Source organism: Kitasatospora sp. Ki12 (assembly GCF_054601375.1).
Genome location: NZ_BAAIHT010000001.1, coordinates 2,569,015 through 2,590,070 on the forward strand (window position 1 = coordinate 2,569,015; position 21,056 = coordinate 2,590,070).

At 73.3% G+C, this 21,056-nt stretch carries 19 protein-coding genes and 1 tRNA gene; 14 read left to right on the forward strand and 6 right to left on the reverse strand.

All coding sequences use genetic code 11. From position 1 onward, the window contains the following. Positions 1-57: 57 nt before the first annotated feature. Positions 58-459, reverse strand: a complete 402-nt coding sequence (locus ACYP53_RS11265) for a DUF7144 family membrane protein (protein WP_459647315.1) — start codon at positions 457-459, stop codon at positions 58-60. A 246-nt stretch (positions 460-705) separates the two neighbouring features. Here ACYP53_RS11265 and ACYP53_RS11270 point away from each other — a divergent pair, with 246 nt between their 5' ends. After that, complete coding sequence (locus ACYP53_RS11270; protein WP_189916005.1) at positions 706-1,131, forward strand: BlaI/MecI/CopY family transcriptional regulator; 426 nt, start codon at positions 706-708, stop codon at positions 1,129-1,131. Between the two features lie 3 nt (positions 1,132-1,134). Continuing rightward, positions 1,135-2,091: a M48 family metalloprotease gene (locus ACYP53_RS11275; protein WP_459647316.1), complete on the forward strand. Its 957-nt coding sequence runs from the start codon at positions 1,135-1,137 to the stop codon at positions 2,089-2,091. Between the two features lie 57 nt (positions 2,092-2,148). On the opposite strand, the gene ACYP53_RS11280 is transcribed toward ACYP53_RS11275, so the two are convergent. Further along, positions 2,149-2,838, reverse strand: a complete 690-nt coding sequence (locus tag ACYP53_RS11280) for an FMN-dependent NADH-azoreductase (RefSeq protein ID WP_189916007.1) — start codon at positions 2,836-2,838, stop codon at positions 2,149-2,151. A gap of 179 nt (positions 2,839-3,017) precedes the next feature. Here ACYP53_RS11280 and ACYP53_RS11285 point away from each other — a divergent pair, with 179 nt between their 5' ends. Then, positions 3,018-3,869 carry a sigma-70 family RNA polymerase sigma factor gene (locus ACYP53_RS11285; protein ID WP_459647317.1) on the forward strand — a complete coding sequence of 284 codons (852 nt, stop codon included), beginning with the start codon at positions 3,018-3,020 and terminating at the stop codon, positions 3,867-3,869. A 35-nt stretch (positions 3,870-3,904) separates the two neighbouring features. Here the strand turns inward: ACYP53_RS11285 and ACYP53_RS11290 are convergent, their stop codons facing one another. After that, positions 3,905-4,909: an NADP-dependent oxidoreductase gene (locus tag ACYP53_RS11290; RefSeq protein ID WP_459647318.1), complete on the reverse strand. Its 1,005-nt coding sequence runs from the start codon at positions 4,907-4,909 to the stop codon at positions 3,905-3,907. Between the two features lie 144 nt (positions 4,910-5,053). On the opposite strand from ACYP53_RS11290, the gene ACYP53_RS11295 reads away from it, so the two are divergent. Continuing rightward, the gene (locus tag ACYP53_RS11295; protein ID WP_459647319.1) at positions 5,054-6,082 is read left to right on the forward strand and encodes a LysR family transcriptional regulator; all 1,029 of its coding nucleotides are present in this window, start codon (positions 5,054-5,056) and stop codon (positions 6,080-6,082) included. Here the strand turns inward: ACYP53_RS11295 and mug are convergent. Beyond that, positions 5,977-6,564 carry a G/U mismatch-specific DNA glycosylase gene (mug, locus tag ACYP53_RS11300; protein WP_459647968.1) on the reverse strand — a complete coding sequence of 196 codons (588 nt, stop codon included), beginning with the start codon at positions 6,562-6,564 and terminating at the stop codon, positions 5,977-5,979. The two genes, ACYP53_RS11295 and mug, sit on opposite strands and share 106 nt — an antisense overlap. Before the next feature lie 68 nt (positions 6,565-6,632). Next, on the reverse strand, positions 6,633-7,631 hold the full coding sequence (locus ACYP53_RS11305; RefSeq protein ID WP_459647320.1) for a phosphatase PAP2 family protein: 999 nt from the start codon (positions 7,629-7,631) through the stop codon (positions 6,633-6,635). Positions 7,632-8,032: 401 nt separating this feature from the next. Between ACYP53_RS11305 and ACYP53_RS11310 the strand changes: the two genes are divergently transcribed. Further along, positions 8,033-8,524, forward strand: coding sequence for a hypothetical protein (locus tag ACYP53_RS11310; protein WP_459647321.1), 492 nt, complete (start codon positions 8,033-8,035; stop codon positions 8,522-8,524). 104 nt (positions 8,525-8,628) lie between these two features. Continuing rightward, positions 8,629-9,243, forward strand: coding sequence for a hypothetical protein (locus ACYP53_RS11315; RefSeq protein ID WP_459647322.1), 615 nt, complete (start codon positions 8,629-8,631; stop codon positions 9,241-9,243). A gap of 158 nt (positions 9,244-9,401) precedes the next feature. Here ACYP53_RS11315 and ACYP53_RS11320 read toward each other — a convergent pair whose 3' ends face one another. Beyond that, positions 9,402-9,890: a YajQ family cyclic di-GMP-binding protein gene (locus ACYP53_RS11320; RefSeq protein ID WP_189916015.1), complete on the reverse strand. Its 489-nt coding sequence runs from the start codon at positions 9,888-9,890 to the stop codon at positions 9,402-9,404. Positions 9,891-10,108: 218 nt separating this feature from the next. On the opposite strand from ACYP53_RS11320, the gene ACYP53_RS11325 reads away from it, so the two are divergent. The 8 genes from ACYP53_RS11325 (at position 10,109) to ACYP53_RS11360 (ending at position 20,801) form a co-directional block, all read left to right on the forward strand. Next, positions 10,109-10,189, forward strand: a tRNA-Tyr gene (locus tag ACYP53_RS11325). Positions 10,190-10,562: 373 nt separating this feature from the next. Continuing rightward, complete coding sequence (locus tag ACYP53_RS11330) at positions 10,563-12,395, forward strand: APC family permease (RefSeq protein WP_459647323.1); 1,833 nt, start codon at positions 10,563-10,565, stop codon at positions 12,393-12,395. Positions 12,396-12,865: 470 nt separating this feature from the next. After that, positions 12,866-12,955, forward strand: coding sequence for a K(+)-transporting ATPase subunit F (gene kdpF, locus ACYP53_RS11335; protein WP_097237446.1), 90 nt, complete (start codon positions 12,866-12,868; stop codon positions 12,953-12,955). Position 12,956: 1 nt separating this feature from the next. Further along, positions 12,957-14,621 (forward strand): potassium-transporting ATPase subunit KdpA, encoded by a 1,665-nt coding sequence (gene kdpA, locus ACYP53_RS11340; protein WP_459647324.1) that lies wholly within the window; start codon positions 12,957-12,959, stop codon positions 14,619-14,621. Continuing rightward, entirely contained in the window at positions 14,621-16,738 is a 2,118-nt protein-coding gene (gene kdpB, locus ACYP53_RS11345) for a potassium-transporting ATPase subunit KdpB (protein ID WP_189916018.1), read from the forward strand. The genes kdpA and kdpB overlap by 1 nt, the downstream gene beginning before the upstream one ends. Positions 16,739-16,755: 17 nt before the next feature. Next, entirely contained in the window at positions 16,756-17,391 is a 636-nt protein-coding gene (gene kdpC / locus ACYP53_RS11350; protein ID WP_189916019.1) for a potassium-transporting ATPase subunit KdpC, read from the forward strand. Between the two features lie 121 nt (positions 17,392-17,512). Continuing rightward, positions 17,513-20,134, forward strand: coding sequence for an ATP-binding protein (locus tag ACYP53_RS11355; RefSeq protein ID WP_459647325.1), 2,622 nt, complete (start codon positions 17,513-17,515; stop codon positions 20,132-20,134). Beyond that, positions 20,127-20,801 carry a response regulator gene (locus ACYP53_RS11360; RefSeq protein ID WP_189916021.1) on the forward strand — a complete coding sequence of 225 codons (675 nt, stop codon included), beginning with the start codon at positions 20,127-20,129 and terminating at the stop codon, positions 20,799-20,801. The genes ACYP53_RS11355 and ACYP53_RS11360 overlap by 8 nt, the downstream gene beginning before the upstream one ends. The last annotated feature ends 255 nt before the right edge of the window (positions 20,802-21,056 follow it).

Here is a 21,056-nt window from a genome sequence, read left to right on the forward strand (position 1 = left end):
GGCCGGGTAACGCTGGGGCGGGTCAGGGCGGTCTGGGTCAGGCCGGGTAAGGCCGGGTCAGGCCGGCTCGGGCCGGTAGACGCAGAGCGCCCAGATGACGAAGACGTCCAGCGCGATCACGACGATGCCCCACAGCGGGTAGTACGGGAGCGCCAGGAAGCTCTCCACCGCGCTCAGCACGGCGAGGCCGACGCCCACGCCCCGGGCCCAGGCCGCGCCCGAGGCCACGAACCAGCCGGTCACGGCGAGCAGCAGACCGATGATCAGGTGGATCCAGCCCCAGCCGGTGAGGCTGAACCGGAAGACGTACTGCGGGGTGCTGACGAAGACGTCGTCCTGGGCGATGGCCATGATGCCCCGGAAGACGTCGAGGACGCCGTTGAGCATCATCACCACGCCGGCGAACATCACGCCGCCGGTCACCCACCCGGAGTTGGCGGGGCTGGTAGGCCTGCTCATGGGCTCCTCCGGAGGTCGGCCGCACTCGAACGGTCGTACGTCTCCGACCGTCCGTCGGGCGGTGCGGCCGGGCAACCGGTCCGCGCCCGTCCGGGTGACGGGCGCGGGCACCGCCGGAGGCGGCCGGGCGGCGGTTCCGGGTGCGCCCCGAACCCTTGCGCCGGGCGGGTCGGCGCGGAGCCCCGCTCGTTAGGATGAAGGCGCGCCCGGTTGTCCGGGCGCGGCATCCGGAGGGAGTGGGCCGCCATGGCAGACGAGGGGCACGCCCCTACGACCGGGGACGCGCCGGCCCGCCGACGCGGCCAGGGCGAACTGGAGGCGCAGGTGCTGGCGGTGCTCCAGCGGGCGCCCGGCCCGGCCACCGCGGGGTGGGTCCAGGAACGCCTGGAGGGCGACCTGGCGTACACCACGGTGATGACCATCCTGAGCCGGCTGCACGCCAAGAACGCCGTCTCCCGGAGCCGCTCCGGCCGCTCCTACCTGTGGCAGGCCTCCTCCGACGCCGCCGGGCTGGCGGCGCTGCGGATGCGCCGGATGCTCGACGGCGAGGCGGACCGGGACGCCGTCCTGGCCAGCTTCGTCACCGCGCTGCTGCCGCACGACGAGGAACTGCTGCGGACACTGCTCGACGCCGCGTCCGCCGATCCGGCAGCGACCGACCGTGAGAGCTGACCCGTGGGCCTCTTCGTCTTCCTCCCGCTCGTCCTGCCGCTCACCGCGGTCCCGATCGCGCGCCTGACCGAGCAGCACCTGCACCCGCGCGGCGCCGCCCGGCTGATGACGGTGATCAGCGCGGTGCTGGCCGTCTGCAGCGTGCTCTGCCTCGGGCTGATCGGCGTGGTCGGCACCGCGCAGATCCCCGGCAACCCGCTGCCGGACAGCTGGTCCGACCCGGAGGTGCGGGCCGCGCTGCCGTACCACGAGACGGTCGGCACGGCCGCGATGTGGCTGCTGGCCCTGGTCGGCACCGCCTGCGCCCGGACCGTCGTCCGGCACCTGCGGGTACGGGCCCGGGCCCGGCGGGCGCTGTCCGGACTGCCCGCGGGGCAGGGGCCGGCCGGCGACCTCGCGGTACTGCCGGACAGCAGCCCGTACGCCTACGCGCTGCCCGGCTCGCCCGGGCGGGTGGTGGTCTCCACCGGGATGCTGGACGGCCTGGCGGCGGACGAACGGGAGGCGCTGCTCGCGCACGAGCGGGCGCACCTGCGCCACCGCCACCACCGGTACCTGCTGACCACCCAGCTCGCCGCCTGCGTCAACCCCTTCCTGCGGCCGCTGCAGAACGCGGTGGCCTACAGCGCGGAGCGGTGGGCGGACGAGGACTCGGCGCAGGCCGTCGGGGACCGCCGGATCACCGCGCGGGCGGTGGCCCGGGCAGCCCTGGTCTCGCACGCCGCCCCGGCGCCGGGCTTCGCGGCCTTCGCCGCCCCGACCGCCGCCGTTGGGCCGGTGCCGCGCCGGGTCGCCGCGCTGCTCGGGCCGGTGCCGACCTCCCGCAACTGGCCGCCGGCCACGACACCGGCGGGCCTGGCGGCGATGGTCGCCGCGATCGGCACGGCGGCGTCGGCGCTGTGCGCGCTCAACGCCGCCGTGGCGCTGCTGGTGGTGCTGAAGGCCGTCACCCCGCTGTAGGGCCGCCGGGTCTCCGTCGGGCGTCACAGGGCCTGTCGTCCGTTCCGCCGTCGGGTGTCACACCGCCGCGGCCAAGGCGTCCAACCGGGCCTCGGCCGCCGCCAGGGACTCGGCGGCGAGCGGTTCCAGGCCGTTCAGCGCCGGGACGTCCGCGGCCCGGGTGAGCTCGGCGGTGACCACGTGCAGGTGCTCCGCCGTGACCCCGAGGGTGCCGAAGTACGCCCGCAGGTAGGGAAGTTGGAAGTCGAAGTGCTCGCGCGGGGTGCCCGGCCCGTAGCCGCCGCCGCGGACGGCGACGACCACCACGCGGGTGTCGCGCAGCAGCCGGTCGCCGGTGTCCGGGTCGAGGTAGGCGCCGGGGAAGGAGACCCGGTCGATCCACGCCTTGAGGCCGGTCGAGACGGTGAAGTTGTACATCGGGCTGCCGAGCAGCACGGTGTCGGCGGCCCGCAGCTCCTCGATCAGCGGGCGGCTGAGCGCCCACTCGCGGGCCTCGTCCGGGTTCTCGGCCAGGGCGGCGACGTCTGCCGGCGGCAGCGGGCCCTTGCGTTCGCTCCGCCGGCCGAGGGCGTCGTAGCCGGCGCGGATCGCGGGCACCGGGTCGGCGGCGAGGTCGCGGTACCGGTGTTCGGCGGCGGCGCCGTGCCGGGCGCGCCAGGCGGCGGCGAAGCGGCCGGTCAGCGCGCGGCTGACCGAGCCGGCCGGGCTGATGCTGGAGTCCAGGTGGAGCAGCGTGGCTGAGGTCATTTCGGTCTCCTGGTCACCTCGGGGGAGGACGGATCGTCATAGCGGTGACGAGCCGGGCCGAGGAAAGGTGACCGATGGACCGGGACGGGATTTCGGGAACGACCACTGGTGATGCGATCACCGGTGGCGCGACGTTCGGTCGAGCGGCGTCCGGGCCGGGGTCGGCGGAGGCGTCGGCGGTGCGCTTCGAGGCCGAGCGCGGGCGGCTGCGCGCCGTCGCCCGGCGGATGCTCGGGTCGACGGGCGAGGCCGAGGACGCGGTGCAGGAGGCCTGGCTGCGGCTGGTCCGGACCGACCCGGCGGAGATCGACAACCTGCCCGGCTGGCTGACCACGGTGGTCTCCCGGATCTGCCTGGACCTGCTGCGGGCCCGTGCCGCGCGTCGGGAGGAGCCGACCGACGAGCCGCTCCCGGACGCGGCGGGCGGCGGTGCGGACCCGGAGCGGGAGGCGCTGCTGGTCGAGTCGGTGGGCCGGGCGCTGCTCGTGGTGCTGGACCGGCTGGGCCCGGCCGAGCGGGTCGCCTTCGTGCTGCACGACGGCTTCGCGGTGCCCTTCGAGCAGATCGCGCCGATCGTCGGGCGGACCCGGGTGGCCGCCAAGAAGCTGGCCAGCCGCGCCCGGCAGCGGGTGCGGGGCACGGCCGCGCTGCCCCCGGAGCCGCTGGCCGGGCACCGGCGGGTGGTGGAGGCCTTCCTGGCCGCAGCCCGGGACGGTGACCTGGCCGGGCTGCTGGCGGTCCTCGCCCCGGACGTGGTGCGCCGGGCCGACCCGGCCGCACTGCCGCCCGGCCGTTCCCCGGTGGCCCGGGGCGCGGCGACGGTCGCCCGGGAGACCACGGTCTTCGGCCGCCGGGCCCGGTTCGGCGCGGTGGCGCTGGTGGACGGGGTGCCCGGCATCCTGATCGCCCCGGGCGGGCGGCTGCGGCTGGTGCTGCGGATGGCGGTCGCGGACGGCCGGGTGACCGGCTACGAGGTGGTCGCCGATCCGGCGCGGCTCGCTGCCCTCGACCTGGCCGTGCTGCCGGGGTGAGCCCGCAGCACGGCCAGGCCCCGTCGTCGGACGGCTCAGTCGGCGATCTTGACCAGCATCTTGCCGGTGTTGGCGCCGCGCAGCATGCCCAGGAACGCGTCCACCACGTGGTCGAAGCCGTCCACGACGGTCTCGTCCGGGACGACGGCGCCCGAGCGCAGGTGCGGGACGAGGAAGTCGTACAGCTCGGGCCGGGCGTCGATGTGGTTGCGGACCAGGAAGCCCTCCAGCCGCACGCTCTTGCCGACCACGTCGAAGAGGTTGCGCGGCGCGGGCGGCGGGTCCTGCGGGCGGTTGTACTGGGCGACGGCGCCGCACCAGGCGATCCGGCCGTGGTCGCGCAGGACGTCGATGGCCGCCTCCAGGTGGTCACCGCCGACGTTGTCGAGGTAGACGTGCAGCCCGTCGGGGGCGGCCTCGCGCAGGCGGTCCGCGATCGGGCCGTCGTGGTAGTCGAAGGCGGCGTCGAAGCCGAGGTGCTCGGTGAGGCGGGCGGCCTTGGCGGCGGTGCCGGTGCTGCCGATGATCCGTCCGGCGCCGAGCAGCCGGGCGAGCTGTCCGGCGGCGGTGCCGACGCCGCCGGCGGCCGCCGAGACGAACAGCGTCTCGCCGGGCTGGAGCCGGGCGATCCTGGTCAGGCCGACCCAGGCGGACAGGCCGGTGCCGCCGAGCACCGACAGGTGGGCGCTGAGCGGGACCCCGGCGAACTCGGGCAGCAGGAAGGCGCCCTCGGCGGTGACCACCGAGTGGGTGCGCCAGGCCTGGCGGTGGAGGATGACCGCTCCGACCGGCAGGGCGTCGGCCCGGGACTCCACCACCCGGCCGAGGGTGCGGCCCTCCAGCGGGGCGTGCAGCTCCCAGCCGCCCTCGTCCATCTCCTCGCGCATGTACGGGTCGACGGACTGGTAGAGGTTCTCGACCAGGACCTCGCCCGCCGCGAGCGCCGGGAGGGACTCCTCGACGAAGGCGAAGTTCTCGGAGGTCGGCGCGCCGGCGGGGCGGGAGACCAGGTGGACGGCGCGGGCGGTGGGGCGGGACATCGGGCGCTCCGGACGGTTGAGGACGGGCGGGACGTGATCACCGTAGGAAGCGGGGGAGCGTCCGGGCAGGGGCCGCGGTCGATGGAACGGCGGCTTCCATGAGCAGGATCGATGGATCGACGTGCCAGGGGCTAGATTCGGCGCATGACCGATCTCGCCCCGCACGAGCTGCGGATCCTGGTCGCCGTCGACGAGGAGCAGAGCTTCACGGCGGCCGCCACGCGCCTGGGCACCAGCCAGTCCGCCGTCTCGCACGCCGTGCGCGCCTGCGAGGGGAAGCTCGGAGCGGTGCTCTTCGCCCGCGGGCGCCACGGCGCACGCCCCACCGAGGCCGGCGCCCGCGCGGTGGCGTACGCCCGCCGGATCCTACGGCTGCTGGACGCCATGGGCCCCGAGGTGCGCGGCGCCGGGACGGACGGGCCGCTCACCGGCACCCTGCGGATCACCGCCTTCCGCAGCGCCGCCGCCCACCTGCTGCCGCCCGTCCTGGCCGGGCTCGCCGAGCGCCACCCCGGGCTCGCCACCCGCGTCCGGATCGTCCGGGAGATCGGCCGCGGCACCGCCGGGGAGGTCGCCGACGGCCGCGCCGACCTCGGGCTGGCCACCCTGGACGCCGACGGCCCGCCGCCCGTCCCGGGCCTGGTCGCGGTGCGGCTGTACGAGGAGTCGTACGCGCTCGCGCACCCGCAGGGCCACCCGGCGCCGCGCGAGCTCCCGCTGGTCGACTGGGACGAGAACTGCGGCTCGTACACCCGGGACTGGTGGCAGCGGCAGGACTGGATCCCGCCCGCGACCGTGGACGTGGAGGACGACACGGTGGCCCTCTCGCTGGTCGCCCAGGGCCTCGGCATGGCGATCATGCCCCGGACGGCCCTGCTCGGCGCCCCGACCGGGCTCGCCGTCACCGACCTCGGGCCGCGCCCGCCCAGCCGCCTCGTCGGGTACGTCACCACGCCCGAGCTGGCCGGGACGGCCGCGGTGCGGGCGCTGATCCGCGAGCTGCGCGAGGTCCGGCTGCCGGCGGGGCTGGCACCCGCCGCGCGGCCGGCGGCGCGGCCGGTGGCGGGTCAGCTCTCGTCCGCGTCCTCGCCGTCGCCCGCGCCCGCGCCCTCGCCGTCCGCCACGGCTTCCCGGAGCGTGCGGAACTCCCCGGCGAGCGCGTCCAGGGTGTAGTGCGCGTTGAGGCCGCTGGGGTTGGGCAGCACCCACACCTCGGTGTCGCCGATGCCCTCCGGCTGGCGCCCGACCACGGCCCGCCGCTGCCCGAAGGCCGTCCGGTAGGCGCCGATGCCGAGCACGGCCAGGACCCGCGGACGCAGCCGCAGCACCCGGTCGCGGAGCGCGGCGCCGCCCTCGCGCAGCTCCTCGGCGGTCAGCTCGTCCGCCTTGGCGGTGGTGCGCGGGGCGACGTTGGTGATGCCGAGACCGAGCGCGGGCAGCAGGTCCTGCTCGTCCGGGCGGTACTGGCGCTCGGTGAAGCCGGAGCGGTGCAGCGCGGGCCAGAAGCGGTTGCCGGGGCGGGCGAAGTGGTGCCCGGTGGCGCCGGACCACAGGCCCGGGTTGATGCCGCAGAACAGCACCCGCAGCCCGGGCCCGGTGACGTCCGGGATGGTGGTGTCCTTGGCGGCCAGCAGCTGTTCGGCGGTGGGCTTCAGAGGCGTCGGCGGCTTCACCGGCGTCGGCGACTCGGTCGCTGTCTGAGACTTGATCGGTGTCTGCGGCTTCACCGGGCCAAGTCTGCCGTGCCCCTCGCCGGCGCCGTACGGCGGCCGCGCAGCCACCGCAGGCCGAACACCACGACGGCCGCGTACGCCCAGCCGACGAAGACGTCGATGATGAAGTGCTCCGCGCCGTAGACCAGGGTGAACGTCATCGCGAGCGGATAGGCGACCAGCACCGCGCGCAGCCAGGGCCGGGCGGTGGGCCAGAAGAAGAACAGCAGCATCGCCGGGTAGGCGGAGTGCAGCGAGGGCATCGCGGCGACGTCGTTGGCGAACTGGCTGCCGTTCTCCAGCAGCGAGTCGGCCTGCGGCAGTCCGCTCGCCGAGATCACCTCCCAGACCACCCGGGACAGGTGCGGCAGGTTGCCCTCCTGGGCGACCAGCCAGGGCGGGTCGGCCGGGTAGAGCAGGTAGGTGGCGAAGCCCGCGAAGGTGAGCGTCAGGTAGCAGGCGAGCAGCTGCCGGAACCGGTGGTGCGTGCGCCGCCAGAGCACGGCGAGCAGCAGGAAGACCACGAAGAAGTGCGACAGGTAGACCCCCACCGCCGCGTAGTCGTACCAGTGCGGCGAGCCGGGGGTGTAGAGGGCGTGCTGGAGCCGGACGGTCCACGTCTCGCCGAAGCCGAGCGCCTCGTCGAAGCGCAGCTGCGGCAGCCAGTGCGGGGCCCACGGGGTGTGCGCGCCGTAGCCGCGCAGCAGCGAGTACGACCACACCACGGCCATCACCGGCACCCAGTCGCGCAGCACCAGGAGGAAGCCGCGGGGGCCGTGCCCGCTGTGCACGGCAGCGGTGAGCAGCGCGCCGATCAGCCAGAGGAACAGCACGTCGTTGGCCGAGGGGAGGCCCTCGGTGCGCAGGAACCAGAGGAAGCCGGACGCGTAGCACGGCCAGGCCAGGTACCGGAGTCTCGACCAGCCCGTCACGCGGGGGCGGGGCGGGGGCACCGGGCGCGGTTGTCCGGCTCGCACGGGGGGCGCGGCCGGAGGGAGGGTCTTGGTCATGTGCACCGAAAATAGCAAGTCAAACTTGGAGGACTCTGGGTGAAGTATGACCGGATGGTAAGAACGTCGGAATCGGCCGGCGAGGCCGTCGTACCGCCCGTCCGGCCGTGACCCGGCCGGGTCGTACCGGGGCCTTCCGGGTCGTACCGGGGTCTTCCGGGTTGTACCGGGGTCTTCTGGGTCGTACCGGGCCAGTCCACCCGGATGCCGGGGCCTCCGCACTCGGCCCGCGCCCGAGCGGGTGACCGGCCCCGCGGCCGGACCTTCGCGGCCGCGATTGGCGGGCATTCCCGGCCGCGGTGCGGCATTTGACGGTGGTCAGCCTGCTCTACGGTCTCCGGCCGGGCACGGAATCATAAATTTCGGGCCGTGTGTCGGTGCGGTGGGACACCATGTCCGGCATGTCCTACGAACTCCAGGCGCTGATAGGAACATTGGAGCTGCTGCGGGTGGCGGCGGCGGAGGTTCCGGCGGCCCGGGTGGTGCCGTTGGCACAGGGGCTGGCGCTGATCCCGGTCACCTCCGGGGTCCTCGCCGCGCTCCAGGGCGACGGCAGCGTGCGAAAACCGGCGGGCGGGGCCGGGTTCGGCTGGCACTCGGACGGCTTCGAACTCCGGCTGGCCGCCTGGTCGAAGGCGGGGCCGATCGCCTGTGTGGAGGCCGAGTACTTCGGCGGCAGCGGCACCCAGCGGGCCGCGGTCTGGGAGGACGGCCGGATCGTCCTTGGGCCGCTCACCATCGGCGAGTTCGAGCCCGCGCCCGCCGAGGGCGCCCCGATCTCCCGCGCCCTGCGCCGGATCGGCGCGCACACCGCGGAGGGCCGGGCCGACGAGTTCGACTCGGTCGGCCTGGGCGCCCGCCGCGGCACCGGGGACTGGGTCGCCGACGACTGAGCCCGCGCACGTTCGGCGTACGTGCGGTGGCTGCGTCCGGGCGCCTGGCCGACGGTGTGAGTCAGGCGATCTCGCCTGATCCACAGTGAGAGGAAGCAGTACCCATGCGTGCCACCCGGATGGTCGTCGTGCTGACCGCAGCCTTCGCGCTGACCACGGTCGCCACGGCGTCCGCCACTGCCGCCGGCCATGGAGCCGCGGCCGCCCGTACCACCGTGTCCGTCCCCGGTCTCCCGGGCCTCCCCGCAGCCCTGTCCGCCCTGCCAGCCCTGCCCGCCCGGCCCGCGGACCCCACCGCCGCGGCGCCGTCGACCCTCCCGGCCGTCACCGACCCGGCCGTCACCGATCCGACCGTCGCCGACCCGGCGGTGCCCGCCCTGCCTCCCGTGACCGGCCTGCCGGCGCTGCCGGCCACGCCCTCCGTACCGGATCCGGGCGCCGCGCTCGGGGCGGTCGGCGACATCGTCAAGCTGGTCACCGGCCTGCTGTCGACGGTGACCTCCGCCGTTCCCGACCTCGGCGTGGTCCAGCAACTGGTCGCCACCCTGCAGGCCGTCCTGCAAGGCCTGATCGGCCAGCTCCCGGCCCCGCCGGCGGTGGCGCCGACCCCGCCCAAGCTGCCCGGTCCGGCCGCGAGCCTGCAGGAGCGGCTCGACTCCCTCCGCGCCCAGGCCCAAGTCCTCACCGCGGCGGCCCGGGCCCACCCCGCCGCCGGCTGACCCCGTCGACACGGACAGCCCGTCGACACGGACGGTCCGTCGACACGGACGGTCCGTGGACGCGAACGGCCCCGCTCCCGAAACCGGGAGCGGGGCCGCGCCGTTCGTCCCGCCGACCGGGGAGCCGGCGGCGGGGCACGATCCGGGGAGGTCCGTGATCAGCGGTAGTTCACGAACTGGAGCGCGAAGTCCAGGTCCTTGCCCTTGAGCAGGGCCTGCACGGCCTGGAGGTCGTCGCGGCTCTTCGAGCTGACGCGCAGCTCGTCGCCCTGGACCTGGGCCTTGACGCCCTTGGGGCCCTCGTCACGGATGATCTTCGCGACCTTCTTCGCGTCCTCCGTGGTGATGCCCTCCTTGACGTCGGCGAAGATCTTGTACTCCTTGCCGGAGAGCTGCGGCTCGGCGGCGTCCAGAGCCTTCAGCGACAGGCCGCGCTTGACGAACTTCGTCTGCAGCACGTCGAGGATGGCGCGCACGCGCTCCTCGCCGTTGGCCTTCATCTCGATCTTCTCGCCGGAGCGGCTGATCTCGCCGCCGACGCCCTTGAAGTCGAAGCGCGTGGCGATCTCGCGGGAGGTCTGGTTGATCGCGTTGTCGACCTCCTGCCACTCGACCTTCGAGACGATGTCGAAACTGGAGTCGGCCATGGGTGTTGGTCTCCTTGATGCTCTGGCTTCACTGGCACGGTCCGCCCCACCGGGGCGCCCGCCGCCCAAGCCTATCCAGCGCCACCCCGCCCCCGCCCGCGGCGACCACGCCGTTCTCCTTGATCATCGCGTGATCTATCGAGTGGCGAAGCACCCCCCGGCATCGGGTATGGTTTACCACGTCGAACGGGGCGAACACCCCGGTCGGCGAAGATCCTGGCTGGTTGCCCGAGCGGCCAAAGGGAGCAGACTGTAAATCTGTCGCGCAAGCTACGCAGGTTCGAACCCTGCACCAGCCACAGGATAGAGAACAGCCCCTGATCTGCGGAAACGCAGATCAGGGGCTGTTTTGCTTTGTCCCGTCCCGGGCCGACTGGGGGCGCGGCCGGGGGTAGTTATTGCACATTGCTTGCAATTACGTTCTAGAGGCAGCAGAGTGGGTGGCCGGGGGTGGGAGTCCTTCGACTGAGCTGATCGTCTTCCCAACCGGCGACCGCCGGGACAACCGGCTCGCCCACCCCCGCCAACAGCCCCTCCCCGCGGGGCGGCGACGTGCGTCAAGGGCCCGTCAAAGCCGCTCGTGGCCGCGTCAGGAACGCGTAGGGGCCGGGGGAGCGACAGGAGCGCGGACCGCAGGATCGGAGCAACTACCGACCGCGGAGGTTCCGTCCGATGTCCAGCGCCATCACCACCCCGGCCGTCACGGCCGAACCCGAGCCGCCGGATACCGGTACGGGCGACGAGCGGCACCGGCTCAGCGCGCTCGGCGGACTGGCGGCGCTCTCGCTGGACGCCATGGCCTCGGTCGCGTACGGGCCGGAGTCGATCGTCCTGGTGCTGGCCGCCGCCGGGGCGTACGGGCTGGGCTTCACGCTGCCGGTCACTGCGGCGATCGCGGTGCTGCTGGCGGTGCTGGTCGCCTCCTACCGGCAGGTGATCGCGGCCTTCCCGGACGGCGGCGGCGCCTACGCGGTCGCCAAGGCGCACCTGGGCCGCCGGACGGCGCTGACCGCGGCCGCCTCCCTGGTGATCGACTACATCCTGAACGTCGCGGTCTCGGTCACCGCCGGCGTGGCCGCGCTGACCTCGGCCGCACCGGGTCTGTACGGCCAGCGGGTCTTGCTCTGCCTGGGCGTGCTGGCCCTGGTCACCGCGGTGAATCTGCGGGGGATAGCCGAGTCGGCGCGCTGGTTCATGGTGCCGACGGCCGTGTTCGTCCTCGCCGTCATGGCGATCATCGTGGTCGGCCTGTTCCGGTCCGCCCCGGCCAGCACCGTGGCCGCCGCCGGGCACGCCTCGGTGCTCGCCGAGAACGCCACCGCCGTCGGGGCGCTGCTGCTGCTCAAGGCTTTCGCGGCCGGCTGCTCCGCGCTGACCGGCGTGGAGGCGGTGGCCAACGCCGTCCCCTCCTTCCGCACCCCGCGGGTCAGGCGGGCGCAGCACACCGAGGTCGCGCTGGGCGCCCTGCTCGGCGTGATGCTGATCGGGCTGGCCGTGCTGATCGGGCGCTTCCACCTCCAGCCGGTGGAGGGCGTCACCGTGCTCGCCCAGCTCGCCGACGCCTCGCTCGGCCACGGCGCCGGCTTCTACGTCGTCCAGTTCGCCACCGTGGTGCTGCTCGGTCTGGCCGCCAACACCTCCTTCGGCGGGCTGCCGGTGCTGCTCGACCTGCTCGCCCGGGACAACCACCTCCCGCACGTCTTCGCGCTGCGCGCCGACCGCCAGGTGTACCGGTACGGCGTGCTGTTCCTGGCCGCGGTGTCGGCGGTGCTGCTGGCCTGCTCCGGCGGCGACGTCAACAGCCTGGTGCCGCTGTTCTCGATCGGCGTGTTCGTCGGCTTCACGATCTGCCAGGTCGGCATGGTCCGGCACTGGCGGCTGCACCGCCCGGCCGGCTGGCGGTGGAAGGCCGCGCTGAACGGCTTCGGCGCGCTGCTCACCGGCGTCGCGGCGCTGGTCGTCACCGGTACCAAGTTCACCGAGGGCGCCTGGGGCATCGTGGTGGCCCTGCCGCTGCTGGTGGTGCTGTTCGAGGCGGTCCACCGCAGCTACCGGCGGATCGGCGAGCGGCTGGAGCTGGGCCGGGTGCCCGGCCCGGTGACCAGGCAGCGCAGCCTGGTCGTCGTCCCGGTGACGGCGATCACCCGGCTCACCCGGGACGGCCTGTCGGCGGCGCTCTCGCTCGGCGACGAGGTCATGGCGGTGACGGTGGTGCACGAGCCGACCGCGGCCGAGGCGCTGCGCCGGGACTGGGAGCTCTGGCAGCCGGGCGTGCCGCTGGTGGAGATCCCGGACGACCACCGGCGGCTGGGGCGGCCGATCGCCGCCTTCGTCAACGAGCTCGGGGCGGAGCACGCCTACGACCGGCTGACCGTGCTGATCCCCGAGGTGGAGCCCGCGCGCTGGTGGCAGCGGGCGCTGCAGAACCGGCGCGGCGCCGTGATCGACCGCGCCCTGCGCCGGCACACCGACGCGGTGGTCTGCCGGCTCCGGATGCGGATGTGACCAGCGGATGTGACCAGCGGATGTGACCAGCGGGTGTGACCGGCGAAGGTGACCACCGGAGGAGCCCCGCGAACGGCCCCGGTCACCCCCGTGAACGGCCCCGGACGGCAGCTGCCGTCCGGGGCCGTTCGCCGTCCCACCACCCGTTCGCGTCAAGGTCGCGTCAACGCGGCGCCGTCACCCGTATGGAGGGCGTCAGGGCCCGATAACGCGCCTCTGACGGCTGGTTTGCTGCATCTGCCGGTCGTCCGCCGGCGCCGCGCGAGCCCTTCGGCCCGCCCGCGGCATCTCCCGAACCACGCTGGTGGAGCCCATGTCCGATCTCATCTACGTCGGTGTCACGGTCGCCGTGTTCGCCGTCATCGCCCTGATCGCGCGGGGGGTGGAGAAGCTGTGAGTGAGCGCAGCGAACGAACCATCAAGGGGCGCGTGTTGCGCTCAGCGCCCAGCGAGCGCAGCGAGGTGGCCGCATGAGTGCCGAGAACATCGCAGGCCTGATCGTGGCCGTCGCCCTCGTCGGCTACCTCGTCGTCGCGCTGATCTACCCGGAGAAGTTCTGACATGAGCTCCACTCTCGCGGGCTGGATGCAGGCCCTCGCCCTCGTCGGCGCGCTGGCCCTGTGCTACCGCCCCCTCGGCGACTACATCGCCAGGATCCTCACCACCCCGAGGCACCTCAGAGCCGAGCGCGGCATCTACAAGGTGATCGGCGTCGACGGTGACGCCGATCAGCGCTGGCCGGTGTACCTGCGCTCGGTGCTGGCCTTCTCGGCGGTCTCCGTCCTCTTCCTGTACGGCCTGATCCGGCTCCAGGGCTACCTGCTGCTGAACCTGGGTGTCCCGCAGATGGCGGGTCACCAGGCCTGGAACACCGCGATCTCCTTCGTCGCCAACACCAACTGGCAGTCCTACGGCGGCGAGTCCGCGATGGGCCACCTGGTGCAGATGGCGGGCCTGGCGGTGCAGAACTTCGTCTCCGCGGCCGTCGGCATCGCCGTCGTGGCGGCGCTGATCCGGGGCTTCACCCGGAACCGGACGGACCGGCTGGGCAACTTCTGGGTGGACCTGGTCCGGATCAACCTGCGGCTGCTGCTGCCGATCTCGATCGTCTTCGCCCTGGTCCTGGCCGCCTCCGGCGTGATCCAGAACTTCCACGGCTTCCACGAGGTGACCAGCCTCGCGGGTGACGTGCAGAAGATCCCGGGCGGGCCGGTGGCCTCGCAGGAGGTCATCAAGCTGCTGGGCACCAACGGCGGCGGCTTCTTCAACGCCAACTCGGCCCACCCCTTCGAGAACCCGAACGGCTTCTCGAACCTGGTCGAGGTCTTCCTGCTGCTGGTGATCCCGTTCGCGCTGCCCCGGACCTTCGGCCGGATGGTCGGCGACAACCGCCAGGGCTACGCGATCGTCGCCGTGATGGGCCTGTTCTGGGTCGCCTCGACCGCCCTGCTCACCTTCGCCGAGTCGCAGCACTCGGGCAGTGCCCTGCAGGCCGCGGGTGCGGCGATGGAGGGCAAGGAGCAGCGGTTCGGCATCGCCGCCTCCGGTCTGTTCGCGGCGTCGACGACGCTGACCTCGACGGGCGCGGTGAATTCCTTCCACGACTCGTTCACGCCGTTCGGCGGCGGCATCACGGTCTTCAACATGATGCTGGGCGAGATCGCGCCGGGCGGTACCGGTTCCGGTCTGTACGGGATGCTGGTGCTGGCGATCGTCGCGGTGTTCGTCGCGGGCCTGATGGTCGGCCGCACCCCCGAGTACCTGGGCAAGAAGCTCGGCGGCCGGGAGATGAAGTTCGCCTCGCTGTACATCCTCACCACCCCGACGATCGTGCTGGTCGGCACGGGTGTGGCGATGGCGCTGCCGGGTGAGCGGGCCGGGATGCTCAACTCGGGTGCCCACGGCTTCTCCGAGGTGCTGTACGCCTTCACCTCCGCCGCGAACAACAACGGCTCGGCGTTCGGCGGCATCACCGTCAACACCGACTGGTACGACACGGCGCTGGGCCTGGCGATGATCTTCGGTCGCCTGCTGCCGATCGTGTTCGTGCTGGCGCTGGCCGGCTCGCTCGCCCAGCAGCAGCCGGTCCCGGCCACCCCGGGCACCCTGCCCACTCACAAGCCGCTGTTCGTGGGCCTGCTGTCGGGCGTGATCCTGATCGTCGTCGGCCTCACCTACTTCCCGGCCCTGGCTCTCGGGCCGATCGCGGAAGGTCTCACCTCCTGATGTCCACCTCCACGCTCAACCCCGCGCCGGCCGACACCGAGGCCGAGCCCACCGCGCCGCACAGAGTGGCCAGCGGCCTCCTCGACCCGAAGCTGATCGTCGCGTCCCTGCCGGACGCGGTGAAGAAGCTCGATCCCCGGGTGATGGTCAAGAACCCGGTGATGTTCGTGGTCGAGGTGGGCTCGGTGGTCACCACGATCGCCGCGATAGCCGACCCGTCCGTGTTCGCCTGGTGCATCACGGTGTGGCTCTGGCTGACCACGGTCTTCGCCAACCTGGCCGAGGCCGTCGCCGAGGGGCGCGGCAAGGCCCAGGCCGACACCCTGCGCAAGACCAAGACCGAGAGCGTCGCCCGCCGGCTCACCGACTGGCCCGCCACGCAGCACGAGGAGGAGGTGCCGGGCACGGCCCTGCGACTCGGCGACCACGTCGTCGTGGAGGCCGGTCAGGTCATCCCCGGTGACGGCGACGTCGTCGAGGGTGTCGCCTCGGTGGACGAGTCGGCGATCACCGGCGAGTCCGCGCCGGTGATCCGCGAGTCCGGCGGCGACCGGTCCGCGGTGACCGGCGGCACCAAGGTGCTGTCCGACCGGATCGTGGTGAAGATCGCCTCGGAGCCCGGCAAGTCCTTCATCGACCGGATGATCGCCCTGGTCGAGGGCGCCGCCCGGCAGAAGACGCCGAACGAGATCGCGCTCAACATCCTGCTGGCCTCGCTGACCATCGTCTTCCTGGTCGCGGTCGTCACGCTCCAGCCGATGGCCACCTACGCGGGCGCCCCGCAGTCGATGATCGTGCTGGTCGCCCTGATCGTGGCGCTCATCCCGACCACCATCGGCGCGCTGCTCTCCGCGATCGGCATCGCCGGCATGGACCGGCTGGTGCAGCGCAACGTGCTGGCGATGTCCGGGCGGGCCGTCGAGGCCGCCGGTGACGTCAACACCCTGCTGCTCGACAAGACCGGCACCATCACCCTGGGCAACCGCCAGGCCGCCGAGTTCCTGCCCGCCCCGGGTGTGGCCACCGACGAACTGGCCGGTGCCGCGCAGCTCTCCTCCCTCGCGGACGAGACGCCGGAGGGCCGCTCGATCGTGGTCCTCGCCAAGACCGAGTACGGTCTGCGGGCCCGCGCCCAGGGCGAGTTGACCCACGCCACCTGGGTGCCGTTCACCGCCCAGACCCGGATGTCGGGCGTCGACCTCGACGAGGCCGGGGGAGTGCACCAGGTCCGCAAGGGCGCGGCCGGCGCGGTCACCAACTGGGTGACCGAGAACGGCGGTTCGGTCGGCGACGAGGTCTCCGCCCTGGTCGACGGCATCTCCGCGGCCGGCGGCACCCCGCTGGTCGTCGCCACCAAGACCGGCTCCGCCCCCGCCAAGGTCCTGGGTGTCATCCACCTCAAGGACGTGGTCAAGGAGGGCATGCGGGAGCGGTTCGACGAGCTGCGCCGGATGGGCATCAAGACCATCATGATCACGGGCGACAACCCGCTGACCGCCAAGGCGATCGCGGAGGAGGCCGGTGTCGACGACTTCCTCGCCGAGGCCACGCCCGAGGACAAGATGGCCCTGATCAAGAAGGAGCAGGAGGGCGGCAAGCTGGTCGCGATGACCGGCGACGGCACCAACGACGCCCCCGCCCTCGCCCAGGCCGACGTCGGCGTCGCGATGAACACCGGGACCATGGCGGCCAAGGAGGCCGGCAACATGGTCGACCTGGACTCCAACCCCACCAAGCTGATCGAGATCGTCGAGATCGGCAAGCAGCTGCTCATCACCCGCGGCGCGCTGACCACCTTCTCCATCGCCAACGACGTGGCCAAGTACTTCGCGATCATCCCCGCGATGTTCGCCGGCGTGTACCCGGGCCTGAGCCACCTCAACATCATGGGCCTGCACAGCCCCCAGTCCGCGATCACCTCGGCGATCGTCTTCAACGCCCTGGTCATCGTCGGCCTCATCCCGCTCGCCCTGCGCGGCGTCAAGTACCGTCCCTCCGACGCAAGTTCCCTGCTGCGCCGCAACATCGGGATCTACGGCTTCGGCGGTCTGGTGGTGCCGTTCGTCGGCATCAAGCTGATCGACCTGATCGTCCAGTTCATCCCCGGCCTCAGCTGAGAGAGGAGTCCACCACCATGTCCAAGCCCCTGCCCGCCGCCGTGCGGACCCACTTCACCGCGCTGCGTGCGCTGCTGGTCCTGACCGTGATCCTCGGGGTCGCCTATCCGCTGCTGGTCACCGGGATATCCCAGGTCGCGTTCAGCGAGAAGGCCAACGGCTCGATCGTGAAGGCCGACGGCAAGGAGGTCGGGTCGAGCCTGATCGGCCAGAACTTCAACCTCCCGAAGAAGAACCCGGACGACCCGAAGGAGGAGGCCCAGCCGGACCCGAAGTGGTTCCAGCCCCGCCCCTCCGCGGCCGGGACCGGCTACGACGCCTCCTCGTCCGGCGCCTCCAACCAGGGGCCGAACAGCGAGGACCTGCTGAAGGCCGTCAACGACCGCCGTGCCGCCGTCGCCGCGTTCGACGGCGTCGACCCGGCGAGCGTGCCGGCCGACGCGCTGACCGCCTCCGGCTCCGGCCTCGACCCGGACATCTCGCCGGCCTACGCCAAGGAGCAGGTCAACCGGGTCGCCAAGGAGCGCGGGCTGCCGGCCGACATGCTGAACCAGCTGGTCGACCGGTACACCGAGAGCCGCCCGCTCGGCTTCCTCGGCAACGAGGCCGTCAACGTCGTGCTGCTCAACAAGGCGCTCAGCGAGCAGAAGTGACGCCGCATCAGAAGCGAGAGTGACCGGGCCGGCCCGGGCGCGGGAGGACGACTCCCGCGCCCGGGCCGGCCGACCCGTGTCCGCAGACGTGCACCACCTCCCGATGGAAAGAGCAGTGCCCATGGCCCGCGACCTCACCCCCGGCTCAGGCATCCGCCGCGGCCGGCTGAGGGTGTACCTCGGCTCCGCGCCGGGGGTCGGCAAGACCTACCGGATGCTGGACGAGGCCCGGCGCAGACAGGAGCGCGGGGCGGACGTCGTGGTCGGCTACATCGAGTGCCACGGCCGGCGCCACACCGAGGGCATGCTGGCTGGCCTGGAGGTCCTGCCGCGGGTCCGGCGCTCCTACCGGGACTCCGAGTTCGAGGAGATGGACCTCGACACGGTGCTCGCCCGCCGCCCGTCCGTCGTCCTGGTCGACGAACTGGCGCACACCAACATCCCCGGCGGCCGGCACCCCAAGCGCTGGCAGGACGTCGAGGAACTGCTCGCCGCCGGGATCGACGTCATCACCACCGTCAACATCCAGCACCTGGAATCGCTGAACGACGTCGTCCAGAAGATCACCGGCATCCCGCAGCGCGAGACCGTCCCGGACGAGGTGGTCCGCCGGGCCGACCAGATCGAACTCGTCGACATGGCCCCGCAGGCACTGCGGCGCCGGATGGCCCACGGCAACGTCTACAAGGCGGAGAAGGTGGACGCCGCGCTCTCCAACTACTTCCGGGTCGGCAACCTCACCGCCCTGCGCGAACTCGCCCTGCTCTGGGTCGCCGGGCGGGTCGACGAGGGCCTGCGCGACTACCGGGCCGCCCACCGCATCGACCGGGTCTGGGAGACCCGCGAACGCGTCGTGGTCGCCCTCACCGGCGGCCCCGAGGGCGAGACCCTGATCCGCCGCGCCGCCCGCATTGCCGACCGTACGGCCGGAGGCGACCTGCTGGCCGTCCACGTCACCCGCAGCGACGGCCTGGCCGGCGCCTCCTCCGGGGCGCTCGCCCAGCAGCGGCAACTGGTCGAGACCCTCGGCGGCAGCTACCACGTGGTCGTCGGCGACGACATCCCGACCGCGCTGCTCGCCTTCGCCCGCGCCCACGACGCCACCCAGCTGGTGCTCGGCACCAGCCGCCGCGGCCGGATCAACCGCTTCCTCACCGGCCCCGGCATCGGCGAGACCACGGTGGACGCCTCCGAGGACATCGACGTCCACATGGTCACCCACGAGTTCACCGGCCGCGGCCGGCTGCCCGCGCTCGGCCGCCGCCACTCCCGGCGGCGCACCGTCGTGGGCTACACGGCCGGCCTCGTCCTGCCCTGGCTGCTCACCGCCCTGCTCTCCCAGGCGCACCAGCGGATCAACCTCACCACCGACGCCCTGATCTTCCAGCTCGGCGTGGTCATCGTCGCCCTGCTCGGCGGCGCGATGTCCGCCCTGGTGGCCGCGCTCGTCGCCTCGGTGCTGCTGAACTACTACTTCATCCCGCCGATCCACAGCCTGACCATCGGCGAGACCAACAACATCGTCGCCCTGGTGGTCTTCGCCGCCATCGCGCTCACCGTCTCCACCGTGGTCGACCACGCCGGCCGGCTCACCAGCAGGGCGGCCCGGGCCACCGCCGAGGCCGAGACCCTCTCCACCCTGGCCGGCAGCGTGCTGCGCGGCGCCGACGCCCTGCCCGCCCTGCTGGAGAAGTCCCGGACGGCCTTCGGCATGCGGGCCGTCGCCCTGCTCTCCCGGGCCGACGGCGAGGTGCTCGCCCACTGCGAGGGCGAGCACCAGGGCGAGCACCGGACCGCGCGCCAGGGCGTGCACCGGAGCGCGCGCCAGGACGAGGACGGCCCGCAGGAGTCCACCGAGGTCCCGGTCGGCGCGGACGCCGTCCTGGTGCTCACCGGCCGCCGGCTGCCCGCCGCCGACCAGCGCGTCCTCACCGCCTTCGCCGCCCACGTCGCCGCCGCCCTGGAACGCGACCGGCTGGCCGTGGTCGCCGCCGAGGTCGAGCCGATCAAGGCCGCCGACCGGATGCGCACCGCCCTGCTCGCCGCCGTCAGCCACGACCTGCGCACCCCGCTGGCCGCCGCCCTCGCCTCGGTCGGCTCGCTGCGCAGCCCCGACGTCGAGTTCTCACCCGAGGACCAGGACGAACTCCTCGCCACCGCCGACGAATCACTGGTCAAGCTCACCCGGCTGGTCGACAACCTGCTCGACATGAGCCGCCTCCAGGCCGGCGCGCTCACCCTGCACCTCACCGAGATCCACCTGGACGAGATCCTGCCCAGGGCGCTGGACAGCCTCCCCGACCCGTACGCGCCGATCCAGCCGCTGGACCTGGACACCGCCCCGCCGGTGCTCGCCGACCCGCCGCTGCTGGAACGCGTGCTCGCCAACGTGATCACCAACGCGCTGCGGTACAACGCCCCCGGCGCGCCCGTCCTGGTCACCGCCAGCCACCACGCCGACCAGGTCGAGATCCGGGTGATCGACCGCGGCCCCGGCATCGCCCCCGAGGACCGCGACCGGGTCTTCCTGCCCTTCCAGCGCCTCGGCGACACCGACAACACCACCGGCGTCGGCCTCGGCCTCGCCCTCTCCCGGGGCCTCGCCGAGGCCATGGGCGGCAGCCTGGAGGTCGAGGACACCCCCGGCGGCGGCACCACCATGCTGCTCGCCCTGCCCGCCGCGCACTCCGGGACCGAGCCCGCCGACCTCGCAGCCTCCGGGGAGGAGCCACCGCATGAGTGAGATCCTGATCGTCGACGACGAGCCGGCGCTGCTGCGGACCTTACGGATCAACCTCAGCGCCCGGCAGTACGCCGTCCGCACCGCCGCCAGCGGCGGCGAGGCGCTCGACCGCGCCGCGCACTCGCTCCCGGACGCCGTCCTGCTCGACCTCGGCCTGCCCGACCTCGACGGGATGGACGTGCTGCGCGGCCTGCGCACCCACAGCGCGATGCCGATCATCGTGCTCTCCGGCCGCGGCGACGCCGCCGACAAGGTCGGCGCCCTGGACGCCGGCGCCGACGACTACCTCACCAAACCGTTCCTGATGGAGGAACTGCTGGCCCGGCTGCGCGCGGTGCTGCGCCGCCCGCTGGGCGGGGTCCCGCCCACCCGGCCGGTGATCGGCGACCACGCCGTGGACCTCGCGGCCACCACCGTCACCGGCCCGAACGGCCCGGTACGGCTCACCCCGACCGAGTGGCGGATCCTCGCCCTGCTGCTCGCCAACCCCGGCCGGCTGGTGCCCGGCCGGCAGATCCTGCGCGAGGTGTGGGGTCCGGCCCAGGAGGGGCGCGGCAACTACCTGCGGGTCTACCTCGCCGGGCTGCGCCGCAAGCTGGAGCGCGACCCGACCCGGCCGCGGCACCTGATCACCGAGCCGGGGATCGGGTACCGGTACGTGCCGTAGCGCGCGGCGGGGCGGCGCGCGGTGGAGGTGGCGGGCGGTCCGGGAGCCGGGGCGCCCGGTCGTCAACGGGCCGTCAAGAGCGGGCGGGAGGGCGCCAGGAGAGCGTCAAGGCCGGTGGAGGGCGGTGCTCCGTGGGCGTAGCGTCGGTACCGAAGCGAGCGGGCCCTGCTCCGTGTGGGGGAAGCCCGGGCCCGCTCGCGCCGCCGTCGAGAACGGCGGCCAGCAGGTGGGGGAGGGGCGCGCGACCATCCGTCG